The organism is Cyanobium gracile PCC 6307, assembly GCF_000316515.1.
Lineage (GTDB): Bacteria > Cyanobacteriota > Cyanobacteriia > PCC-6307 > Cyanobiaceae > Cyanobium > Cyanobium gracile.
In genome coordinates this window covers 2,417,027-2,425,967 of sequence record NC_019675.1, presented here as the reverse complement: position 1 = coordinate 2,425,967, position 8,941 = coordinate 2,417,027, and the positions used below count along the sequence as shown (strand labels likewise).

Sequence of the window (8,941 nt, the reverse complement as noted above, 5' to 3'; positions counted from 1 at the left end):
GGTACCGGCCCCCGGCCCCCGGCGCCCCCTCCGCCAGAATGGGCCGACCGCCCGATTAGCTCAGGGGTAGAGCGCCTGCCTTACAAGCAGGATGTCGCTGGTTCGAAACCGGCATCGGGCATTAGCAAAACCCGCTCCAGCACAGGGCCTTCCAGCTGCTTCCTCTGATTTTGCCGAGGCGTGCTGAGGCATGAATGGGGCAATGTGCGCACGGTTTTGCGCAGAATGGGAGGAAGTAAGCGATCAACCGCCTCATGGGCGTTACGCCTCCTCCTTGGGTCGCAAGCTTGCGGGCGCTGCTGAAGACCTCGCATGGCTTCGGCTGGACCGTCCGCGAGATCCACGGGCATGTCCAGCTAACGCACCGCTACCCGGATGGCTCCAGGTCTTCAGCGGTGCTTGATCTGCCTTGGAGCCCGGAGGCAGCCACGGCGGTGGCGGTAAGGGTTCAGGAGATCCGAAGCCGCATGGAGAGCCAAGGCCTGGGGCTCAGGGAGGCGTCTGATCTGCTTCAGGCGCCTGCGGCTGCCGTTTCAGGTGCGATCGACTGGCATGACCTAGTGGAGCGGTTCAGGAAGCACAAGGTCGAGGACACCGGCGACGTTGCTGCTACGACGTTTGAAGCGGTGTACCGGCCAGTCATGGTGCAGACGAAGACAGTGATGATGACGAAGCCCATCCCACGAGATGGGAGGGCCCTGCTGGCCGCTCTACGTGATCGCTACGGGGGCGAACCTGGGAGCCGGGGCCGGCAGATCCGCATCCAGCACGCTGCCCAGCTCCTGAGGTATGCGGTCAAAGAGCTTGGGCACCCAGACCGGTGGCTGCCTCCAGATGATCTGGTGGCGTTTGTCGGGAAGCGGCCCAAGGGCAGCTCCAGGCAACCAGCCACACCCGTGAAAGACCACCAGCTTGTTCGTTTACTGGAGGGCATCCCCGATCCCCGGTGGCGGCTAGCGGTGGGGCTTCTCGCGTGCTTCGGGTTGAGGCCGGTAGAGCTGAAGTACTGCCGCGTCAGTGGCAACAAGCTGCACGTCAACTACCAAAAGCGCACAGCAAGGGGCTCCTCGAAGGCAGGTGAAGTGAGCGGACTTGACCCTGAGGGCATGCCGGATGAAAGCCTCCGGCTGTTGCGCCTGCTGGAAAGCGGCTTGGTCGAACTCCCACCCTTGGGAAACACCGACAAGGCGTCGGCACTGGCCGTCAGGCAGTACCTCGAACGGCGTCCTGCGTGGAGGGCGCTGAAAGAGGAGGCAGCCGCCACGGGCGGAAGGCTGTCTCCATACAGCTTTCGGCATGGCTTCGCGTTGAGGGCACATGAGCTCTATGGCCTGAGCCCAAGGACCACAGCGGCCCTGATGCGTCACTCGCTGGTGACCCATTCAACTCACTATGGCCACTGGACCGACAGTGCAACGCTTGATGAGGCTGTCAGCCGGGGAATAGTACGGGCGAAAATCACAGCCGCTGCCCCAGCATTCCGGGGCTTGAGTACTTGACAAGCTAGGCAGAGTAGTTCACACTCAACCCAGCAGAGTTCGTTGCGCGGCTTGTGGCCGGCATCGAATGGCCCTTGTGGGGCTGGCTCCGGCAAAGCTGTGCTGAGCCGTACATCACCTCAAGCGTCCCCTGGCGGGATCACGAAAACACTTTTCAAGGCCGTACCACTCCACCTCGTTCTTTCTGAGAATGGCAACTGATGACCGGTGGCTGCCCACGGGGCACGCCACTGCTGCCTTGGGCGTGAGCGCCGACACGCTCAAGCGCTACGCCGACCGCGACTGCTTTCTTGTCGAAGGGACTCACTTCCGGTTTGGCCCTTACAAGAACTCTGCTCGGGTTTGGAACGTTCCTGCCTGCGCCGAGGCCTTGGCCTATCGAGGACGCTTGCAGCGCAAGCAGTTAGCGAAGATCGCCTAAGAAAAAAGGGAAGAAGTCTGCCTAGGACTCCCCCCCCTGAAATCCACGAATCGCCATGAACCCTATCACGACCCCGCTCCCAATGAGGGCGGGGGTTGTCCCCTCGTGGGACTTGCTCCAGATCCATCGGACTGCCCTTAAGCATGGCTGGCAATTTGAAGACTACTCGGCCGCCCTTAGGTGGACTGAGATCCATCGTCCTGACGACCCAATGATCAAGGTCTGGCGCTGGCTGGCGAGCGTGAAGAGAGGCCAGATGCGATGACCGGCATCTACATCCCAGACACGTGGGAAGAGGAGCAGGAGTTGGCCAGGTCTTCCAAGCCTCACCACACACCGGAAGTAGGAAAACTCCCCTACCAACGAACGGCGCCGAAGGTTGACGCCAAACCGGATGTAGGGAAAGTCCGCTCCGTTGCCGAGCTTCGCCAGGATCGGAGCCCGACGATCTGGACCATCGACCAGTTCGGTGCACAGGGCAATGCCGTGATCCTCGCGGCAGAGCTTGGCGTTGGGAAAACCAGCTTCATGTATCGAGCAGCGGAAGCCATCGCACACGGCCTTCCACTGATGGGTCAGCTCCCAACCGTCAAAGGTCGCGTCCTGTTCATTCAGGCCGACGAATCCAGGCGGAACGCAACGGAAAAGCTGGAGATTATGGACATTCAAGCAGAGGGTATCGAATTCCTCTTCCCAGACGAACAAGGCTGGTGTGGGCTTGAGATGGATCGCTTAAGAGCCCAGATCAATGGCCAACGCTATGCCGCTGTGTTCTTGGACTCCATAACGACTCTCCTGACGCACGGTTCCCACAGCATGAAGGACGCGGAGTTTTCGCATCCTCTCTATGAACTGAACGCCCTCGCCAGCAGGAACAATCTTCTTGCGGTCATCGCCGCCCATCTCAAGAAGCCTGAATCCGGACAACGCTCTCAAGTCACCGTCCATGACATCACTGGCACGGGCACCCAAGGCGGCGCAGTGTCCGACATCTGGGGCATGTGGCGGCCATCACAGCCGACCCATGAGGATCATTACGTGCTCGGATGCCTCGGCAAACGCAACTGTAAGGAGGGCACTCGCTGGCACCTCCAAGGCAACCCAGAAGACTTCTCCTGGACACTCAAGGCCGTTGGTGAAGGCGACCTCTTACCCAGCAAACGTCAACAACTCAAGGCCAGACTCCTGGAGCATCTGAGGGCTGACCCCTCCCCAAGATCCGCCAAGGATCTAGGCCAAGCACTAGGCCACAACCCCGAGCATGTCAGACGTGTCTGTATTGAGCTCTTCCTAGCTGATGCCCTCAGCCGCACAAAACAGCCCACTGCCATGGGCAGACCTATCTGGCTCTACTCTCTGCCTCTCTAATCCGGCATTGCTTAGGTATGTACTGGCAGGTTCATGAGGGCTTGACTTTTCCTATACGGGGTGAGGCGTCAGCTTTCACCCATCCACTTTTCCTACATCTCCTGAGGCGTGAGCCACGCTCCAAGGCCACTAACGCGCACCGGTCTGCGCAACAGAATCACGTTCTTGCATTGAAACCCTTGCTATCACTGCAGGAACATACTGCTTTAAGAGCAGGCTGTCTGCGTTTTCTGCCAGCCGCTATTTTGACGGGCTCAGGGGCGCCGCGCTCGGAATCCAAGATGCCGGTCCTCCACGTCGCCGTCATCCGCCACCACCGGGACGTCAATCGGGCTGCCGAAGCCCATCGGCTCCGGTTGCTCAGGCTGCGGCCGCTCCTCAATCTCCAGGTCGAGGGTGAGGTGCAGGCGCCAGATCCGCAGGTGCAGCGAGGCGAGGTCAGCCACGGCGGGGATCAGCCATCACGGCAGCGTTATGGCGCCATGCATAGCAGCAGAAAGAGCCGATTCCGGGGCAGGCGGTGGCCCATGCATAGGTGACAAAAGAGCCAGAAACGTCATCGCTGCCACGGCTTCGGCCTGCGGTTGTAGTTGCCACTCAGGTCGATGCCAAAGCCCGTCAGGCCGTTCAGCAGCCTCACCGCCCCGATGATCTCGTTCGGGTTCTTGCGGGCAATGGCCAGCTCTACCGCCTTCTCGGCCGCCTGCAGCGCCGTGGTGAGCAGGTCCATGCGCTCCACGCTGTCGTACACCTGAAACCGTTCCGCGTCGGCGCGCTGCAGGTACTTGAGGGCCTGGGGCCGGGAGACCCCATACCGTTCCATCACTTCTCGCACGATCTGGGGTCTGGGACGGAAGGCAGCGATCTGCTCAACGATCCAGGAATGGCGCGCCTCGGCCTCGGCCTTTGTGCAGCGATGGCCGGCCATGGTTACTTCTTCCGCTTGCGCGGCGGGTCGAGGATGTTGCCCTTGGCCGAGTCGAGGATGTTGCCTTGGAGCCCGTCAAGGATGTTGCCTTGGAACCTGTCGAGGATTTTCCCCTCGAATCTGTCGAGGATGGTGCGTTTGGGCTTATCAGCGGGGGGGGTGGTCATGGTGATTCGGCCTCCGCGAGGATGCGCTTCATGGCGGCAATGTGGAGGCTAGCGGTAGGGGATTGCATCTCCACGTCGTTGGGGTCCTGGGCCTCCCAGCGGGCGATCAAGGCGCGGTAGGTGTCGTGATACCCCACTTCACGGGGAAGCTCCTCGATGAAGCTGCTGGGGTCCTCCCGCGTGCCGTAGAGCCAGCGGGAACGGAAGTGCTCAGCATCAGCGAGGGTGCGCAGGTGGAGGGCACCCCAGGTCGGCCACCTCCAGCAGGTGCTGGCGCGGTGGATGGGGCGGAGCTTCTCCCACTCGGACAGCGGCCGGGGCTTGTGCTTCCGTGGCTTGGGCACCAGCGCCTTCCAGTCGGGGGACCAGCGGGGGTCGTAAGTCACGGTTGCGCCGCGAGGATCTCGCGCATCCTGGTTACGTGCTTCTCGGCGTTTCCCAGGCTGGTGATCTCCGGGTCGCCGGCATCGAATCGGGCCACGATCGAGGCGTACTGGTCGAGCCAAAAGGCCCCGGAAGTGGGCAGCCGTTGCACCATGGCATCCACATCGGCGTTCAGCGAACGCCAGGTCTGAAACCACTGCCCCCGTGCTGCCCTGCTGCCCACCAGCAAGGCGCCGAAGCTCGGGAATCGCTGGCTGCTGATCAAGGTGTGAATAGGGCGAAGGGGGCGAGTCCAGGCCATCACCGCTTCGTGCGCAGGTGCTCAGGGAAGGGCACTCCCTGCTTCCATCCGGTGTTGACCTTGGGGGTGCCCTGCTGCAGGCGGGCGTTGTATTCAGCCAGGGCCTTTTCCCGGCTGGCCTTGAGTTCGGCGGTCATCTGCGCCATCTCGGAATCCCAGATCGCCCGCTGCTTCTTCCGCTCGATCCCGGCATAGTCGATCGCCGGAGCTGGGATGCCGGCACGCTCGCAGAGCAGGGGGATCAGGCGGGCAGCATCAGGGTGCTGGCTGCTCTGGAGGGCCATGACCACCGTGTTATTGGCAAAGGGGCCACCGAAGGGGTTGCGCAGGACGCCTTGGGAGCGAGGCTTGGAGAGGTATTCAGCGGGGATGCCGCCCATGGTGGCAATCGCGCGGAGCCGCTGATCAAGGGCAACAGCCTGTTGCTCTGCGTAGGCGGTCTGCTTGTAGGCGCGTTCGACTTCACCTTCGAGCGGATCGACTTCAACAGCGGCAGGCCGCTGAGCAGTTGACCGGCCGAGAAAGGCATCGGTTTCGGCCTGCCACTTGGCGCAAAGTTCTTTCGCGTCGGCGATGGGGTCAAAGTCCATGGATGGTCACAGGGAGGGCGGTGGTTGCATAGCGGTCCCGCAGGAAACGGCGGAACTGGGCGGAAGTCAGGGGCGAATCGTCCAGTTCACAGGGACCGTGCTGATCTTCTCCCGGATGCCTCAGCACCCTTGGAGAATCGTCATCGACGGCGTAAGCCACTTGAACTAAGCTTAGACACCTCCAAGTGTTGCATGGTTTCGTCAATCGCGCCGGTCAGGGCCTTGCCGACCGTGGAAGTACAGGCGGCGCCGGTAAGGCTGGCGCTGCGCCTTGCGCCTAAGGACTTCGGCAAGACAATCCCGCGCGATCTACAGATCGAGCCGCACGGTGAAGGGGTCCGACTGTTCGCCACGGATGGTGTAACTGCGGTGATCATCGAAACCGCCGGCCATTGCGCGCAGCATCTGGCGATCCCGACGCAGGCGCTGGCGCACCAGCTGCAGCGCCATTCCGACGCGGAAATCGTGGCAGTGACACCTACAGCCGACGGCGGGGATTGGTCCTGGCGGGTGCGGACGTTCTCCGCTGCGATGACGTGCGTCTCTGAGATGCCGAGAGGTGAAACGCTGGACCCGAGTGGCATAGAGAGGGTTCTGGAGGTTGCAGAGCCTCAGGAGCGCAATGAGGGCGGCACCTGGGGGGTGCTGGCGCTCTCATCAGTGCAGAAGCTGCTGGGGGCCAAGGAGGGGCGGCTCGACCGGGTGGACATCAGGACGGTGGGCACCAAGGGGCCGCTGGTGGTCACCTTCACCGGCGAGGGGTTCACCGGGACGGTGCTGGTGATGCGACTGGAGCGGAAGTGATGGGGCGCCCCAGGAAGGCGATCGACAACGCCGGCCCCGTGGTGCGGATCGGGGTCTGGTTTGCGGAGCGAGAGGGTGACGAACCCCACTTCTCCATGGACGGGCAGCCGTGCGCCGTGGAGGACGTGGCGGAGCGGTTCGGCATCAGCCACCACGCGATCTTGAGCAGGGCACGGCGGAAGGTGCCGCCTGAGGTGTGGTTCCTCAAGCCGCAGGCGTTCAAGCGGTGGTCGGAGGATCAGCGGCTGGCGGCCTGACGCTCGCCACTCTGCCTCTGAGGGACAGATACGCCGACACTGCAGCGCCAAGGATCTCGGGCCTGTCCAAGGCGCAAAACAGGCGCTTGGCCAAAATTGGCACACCCAACCGGCACAAGCCGACGGGTGTTCGGTAGCAGGGCGATCCGTTCCGGTGGTGTTGTGTTGAGGTGCCGGGGGCGGGAAGTAGCCTTTTCGCCCCCGGCGTTTTCCTGATCAGACTTCCGCCGGATCCTTCGCCGGCGTCAGAACGCGGCCCAGGTCGTCGGTGATCACGTCCCGCGCCTCTTGCAGGGAGACAACGCCGCAAAGGGCGATCTCCTCATCAGGGCGCCAGACGTTCCATCCGCGAGGGCCAGGGGTCGCCTCGATGTAGTAGCCCCGGTGCATGTAGCCACGGGGCGCGTGCTGGATCTTGTGCATGGTTCAACTGCTGCGATGGGCTGCCGGTTTCCCTGTACAGGTCGTGACCGGCGGACGATGGCGGTGCGATGCATTGCGGTCTGCGGCCCATCACGGCGCAGCCCAGCCCATAGGGGCCATGGAAAGCATAAGGCGATCCGTTCCGGGGGTCGAGGGGTCAGCAGGCCACCAGCTGGGCCACCAGCTCATGCTTGCGGTGCCGCTTGCTGCTGACGCCGGCGAGGGGCCGTAGGCGGGCAACGGGGAGGGCCTCCAGCTGCTCAGCCACCAGGGCCAGGGGATGCAGCAGGGGGATCGGCGGGGCGTCAGTGCTGCCTGCCGCCGCCACCTGGCGGGGGTCGGTGGTGGCAGCCGGTGCCGGCACAGCAGGGGCGCGGGATGGCCTCCAGCGGGCCAGCGTCAGCAGCAGGGCCACCACGGCGACGATCAGGACCAGCAGGGCCTGGGCCACCTCCAGGGCGACCGCCAGCAGCACGTCCACCGTGTCGTGTTTCGTGTTCATTGTTCTCAGGGGCGAAGGATTCGGCGGCCGGCGCATCGCTTCCAGCACAGCGGCCACCAAGGAGCCCCTGGAACGGATCGGTTGATTCTGTTGTCGAGGTGCTGGGGGGTAGGCGTCTCATCCATGCCGGACCCCGCTACCGGGTCTTCCTTCAGTGCCTGCTGGTGCCGGATGCCGGTCCTGCAGTAGCGGGGGCGCCGTGGCGCTTGGGATGTCGTTCTGGTGATCGGTGGCTCACTCGGCCTTCTCGATCTGAAGGCATTGTACTACGGCACTGGTGGCAGTGGGTGCGATCACCGACTAGGCGCGGAGCATGGCGCCGGAGGCCCCCAGAGCGCACCAACGGCCGTCTGCCCCGCGTTGCAGGTGCGTGGTGGTGCCGGTGTCCTCGCAGGTGATCGCCACGGCCCCAAAGGTGCCGTTATCGAGGATCATCTGCCAGGCCCGGTCGGCGGTGGGGCCATCGGCGGCGGTGATCTTGAGCATGGGAAGCGGTGCAGGGCTCCCTATTGATAACACCAGCCGGCAAGAAATAGGGACCGTTTCAGATTAACTATCGCAAGGCATTCGTTGCTGTTTCGCATCTGCAACAGTTTGCTTACAGACCAGCAGCAGCGAGCCTGGCCCACTCCCTGGCGAAGAACGGCGCGATCGGCTCGGCCTTCAGGGCCGGCGTGATCCAGTCCCTCGGCGGATAGGACTTCCCAGGAATTCCTTGGAAGATGTAGCCGGCGTAAGTCACCCCGCCACTGCCGCCCCACTCAAAGCGGATGGTGGTGATGTTGATGCGCCTCCGCCGCTGCGACCGCAGGAAGGCCCCGGTATCCACGATGTCGCGGGGGCTGCCCACCGTTTCCCCGTTGCGGCGCACGGTGACGCCAGGCCACGGGTACTGGACGCTGCGGATTTCCTCCTTCAGGCGCGCATCCAAAACTTTTCCGTAGTCGGTGAGGATCTTCGGCAGCCTGCGGATCAGGTCGTCGCTGTTGAAGCTGGTGATGCGCAAGTTGGACTTGATCACCGATCCCCCCGGTAGGCGATCACCCGACCCGACGCCAGGGTGATGCTGCGGAACTGCCCGTCAATGTGAGCCCCGGCGGGCAGGGGCACGCTGGTGAAGGCGTTACTGCCGGCGGTGAGGCCCTGCACCGTGGCGGAGGCGATCACGGCAGCCTCCAGGGCGTAGATCCGGCAGAAGCTCCCGGCATGGGCAGCGGTGTCGGAGAAATACTCGAGGCCCCTCATGAGAGTGGACGGATTCATTTCTTAATGTGCCACGCTCCCGGCAGGCCTCAGG

The 8,941-nt window shown here is 63.3% G+C and carries 16 protein-coding genes and 1 tRNA gene; 6 read left to right on the top strand and 11 right to left on the bottom strand.

The genetic code is table 11. The annotated features are described in order from the left end of the window. Window positions 1–49: 49 nt before the first annotated feature. The 4 genes from CYAGR_RS11780 (at window position 50) to CYAGR_RS11765 (ending at window position 3,288) form a co-directional block, all read left to right on the top strand. A tRNA-Val gene (locus CYAGR_RS11780) sits at window positions 50–121 on the top strand. Window positions 122–287: 166 nt separating this feature from the next. Beyond that, the gene (locus tag CYAGR_RS11775) at window positions 288–1,499 is read left to right on the top strand and encodes a site-specific integrase (RefSeq protein WP_043325817.1); all 1,212 of its coding nucleotides are present in this window, start codon (window positions 288–290) and stop codon (window positions 1,497–1,499) included. A 244-nt stretch (window positions 1,500–1,743) separates the two neighbouring features. Beyond that, a complete protein-coding gene (locus CYAGR_RS17315) occupies window positions 1,744–1,920 on the top strand; it encodes a hypothetical protein (RefSeq protein ID WP_245552513.1) in 177 nt (58 codons plus the stop codon). 261 nt (window positions 1,921–2,181) lie between these two features. Then, the gene (locus CYAGR_RS11765; protein ID WP_015110046.1) at window positions 2,182–3,288 is read left to right on the top strand and encodes an AAA family ATPase; all 1,107 of its coding nucleotides are present in this window, start codon (window positions 2,182–2,184) and stop codon (window positions 3,286–3,288) included. Between the two features lie 254 nt (window positions 3,289–3,542). Here the strand turns inward: CYAGR_RS11765 and CYAGR_RS11760 are convergent, their stop codons facing one another. From CYAGR_RS11760 to CYAGR_RS18465, 6 genes are all read right to left on the bottom strand, one after another. Next, the gene (locus CYAGR_RS11760) at window positions 3,543–3,734 is read right to left on the bottom strand and encodes a hypothetical protein (protein WP_015110045.1); all 192 of its coding nucleotides are present in this window, start codon (window positions 3,732–3,734) and stop codon (window positions 3,543–3,545) included. Window positions 3,735–3,844: 110 nt separating this feature from the next. Further along, a complete protein-coding gene (locus tag CYAGR_RS11755) occupies window positions 3,845–4,216 on the bottom strand; it encodes a hypothetical protein (protein WP_015110044.1) in 372 nt (123 codons plus the stop codon). 2 nt (window positions 4,217–4,218) lie between these two features. Beyond that, the gene (locus CYAGR_RS18470; RefSeq protein WP_015110043.1) at window positions 4,219–4,383 is read right to left on the bottom strand and encodes a hypothetical protein; all 165 of its coding nucleotides are present in this window, start codon (window positions 4,381–4,383) and stop codon (window positions 4,219–4,221) included. Beyond that, window positions 4,380–4,769, bottom strand: coding sequence for a hypothetical protein (locus CYAGR_RS11750; protein ID WP_015110042.1), 390 nt, complete (start codon window positions 4,767–4,769; stop codon window positions 4,380–4,382). Before CYAGR_RS11750 ends, CYAGR_RS18470 begins: the two co-directional genes overlap by 4 nt. Further along, window positions 4,766–5,032: a hypothetical protein gene (locus CYAGR_RS11745; RefSeq protein ID WP_043325812.1), complete on the bottom strand. Its 267-nt coding sequence runs from the start codon at window positions 5,030–5,032 to the stop codon at window positions 4,766–4,768. Before CYAGR_RS11745 ends, CYAGR_RS11750 begins: the two co-directional genes overlap by 4 nt. Window positions 5,033–5,067: 35 nt before the next feature. Continuing rightward, entirely contained in the window at window positions 5,068–5,658 is a 591-nt protein-coding gene (locus tag CYAGR_RS18465; protein WP_015110040.1) for a hypothetical protein, read from the bottom strand. Between the two features lie 192 nt (window positions 5,659–5,850). Here CYAGR_RS18465 and CYAGR_RS18460 point away from each other — a divergent pair, with 192 nt between their 5' ends. Further along, complete coding sequence (locus CYAGR_RS18460) at window positions 5,851–6,462, top strand: hypothetical protein (protein WP_216593348.1); 612 nt, start codon at window positions 5,851–5,853, stop codon at window positions 6,460–6,462. After that, window positions 6,462–6,719: a hypothetical protein gene (locus tag CYAGR_RS11735; RefSeq protein WP_015110037.1), complete on the top strand. Its 258-nt coding sequence runs from the start codon at window positions 6,462–6,464 to the stop codon at window positions 6,717–6,719. Before CYAGR_RS18460 ends, CYAGR_RS11735 begins: the two co-directional genes overlap by 1 nt. Window positions 6,720–6,935: 216 nt before the next feature. Here the strand turns inward: CYAGR_RS11735 and CYAGR_RS11730 are convergent, their stop codons facing one another. The 5 genes from CYAGR_RS11730 to CYAGR_RS11710 all read right to left on the bottom strand — a co-directional run bounded on the left by CYAGR_RS11730 (window position 6,936) and on the right by CYAGR_RS11710 (window position 8,889). After that, window positions 6,936–7,142, bottom strand: a complete 207-nt coding sequence (locus CYAGR_RS11730) for a hypothetical protein (RefSeq protein ID WP_015110036.1) — start codon at window positions 7,140–7,142, stop codon at window positions 6,936–6,938. Between the two features lie 157 nt (window positions 7,143–7,299). Further along, complete coding sequence (locus tag CYAGR_RS11725; protein WP_015110035.1) at window positions 7,300–7,644, bottom strand: hypothetical protein; 345 nt, start codon at window positions 7,642–7,644, stop codon at window positions 7,300–7,302. 300 nt (window positions 7,645–7,944) lie between these two features. After that, window positions 7,945–8,130: a hypothetical protein gene (locus tag CYAGR_RS11720; protein WP_015110034.1), complete on the bottom strand. Its 186-nt coding sequence runs from the start codon at window positions 8,128–8,130 to the stop codon at window positions 7,945–7,947. A gap of 112 nt (window positions 8,131–8,242) precedes the next feature. Next, window positions 8,243–8,665 (bottom strand): hypothetical protein, encoded by a 423-nt coding sequence (locus CYAGR_RS11715; protein ID WP_043325808.1) that lies wholly within the window; start codon window positions 8,663–8,665, stop codon window positions 8,243–8,245. Then, a complete protein-coding gene (locus tag CYAGR_RS11710; RefSeq protein ID WP_015110032.1) occupies window positions 8,662–8,889 on the bottom strand; it encodes a hypothetical protein in 228 nt (75 codons plus the stop codon). Before CYAGR_RS11710 ends, CYAGR_RS11715 begins: the two co-directional genes overlap by 4 nt. Window positions 8,890–8,941: the final 52 nt, after the last annotated feature.

Excerpts from the sequence above, each read along its gene's own strand:
- CYAGR_RS11765 (WP_015110046.1), top strand. The coding sequence starts at position 2,182 with ATGACCGGCATCTACATCCCAGACACGTGGGAAGAGGAGCAGGAGTTG.
- CYAGR_RS18460 (WP_216593348.1), top strand. The coding sequence starts at position 5,851 with ATGGTTTCGTCAATCGCGCCGGTCAGGGCCTTGCCGACCGTGGAAGTA.
- CYAGR_RS11755 (WP_015110044.1), bottom strand. The coding sequence starts at position 4,216 with ATGGCCGGCCATCGCTGCACAAAGGCCGAGGCCGAGGCGCGCCATTCC.
- CYAGR_RS11735 (WP_015110037.1), top strand. The coding sequence starts at position 6,462 with ATGGGGCGCCCCAGGAAGGCGATCGACAACGCCGGCCCCGTGGTGCGG.
- CYAGR_RS11725 (WP_015110035.1), bottom strand. The coding sequence starts at position 7,644 with ATGAACACGAAACACGACACGGTGGACGTGCTGCTGGCGGTCGCCCTG.
- CYAGR_RS11720 (WP_015110034.1), bottom strand. The coding sequence starts at position 8,130 with ATGCTCAAGATCACCGCCGCCGATGGCCCCACCGCCGACCGGGCCTGG.
- CYAGR_RS18465 (WP_015110040.1), bottom strand. The coding sequence starts at position 5,658 with ATGGACTTTGACCCCATCGCCGACGCGAAAGAACTTTGCGCCAAGTGG.
- CYAGR_RS11710 (WP_015110032.1), bottom strand. The coding sequence starts at position 8,889 with ATGAGGGGCCTCGAGTATTTCTCCGACACCGCTGCCCATGCCGGGAGC.
- CYAGR_RS11730 (WP_015110036.1), bottom strand. The coding sequence starts at position 7,142 with ATGCACAAGATCCAGCACGCGCCCCGTGGCTACATGCACCGGGGCTAC.
- CYAGR_RS18470 (WP_015110043.1), bottom strand. The coding sequence starts at position 4,383 with ATGACCACCCCCCCCGCTGATAAGCCCAAACGCACCATCCTCGACAGA.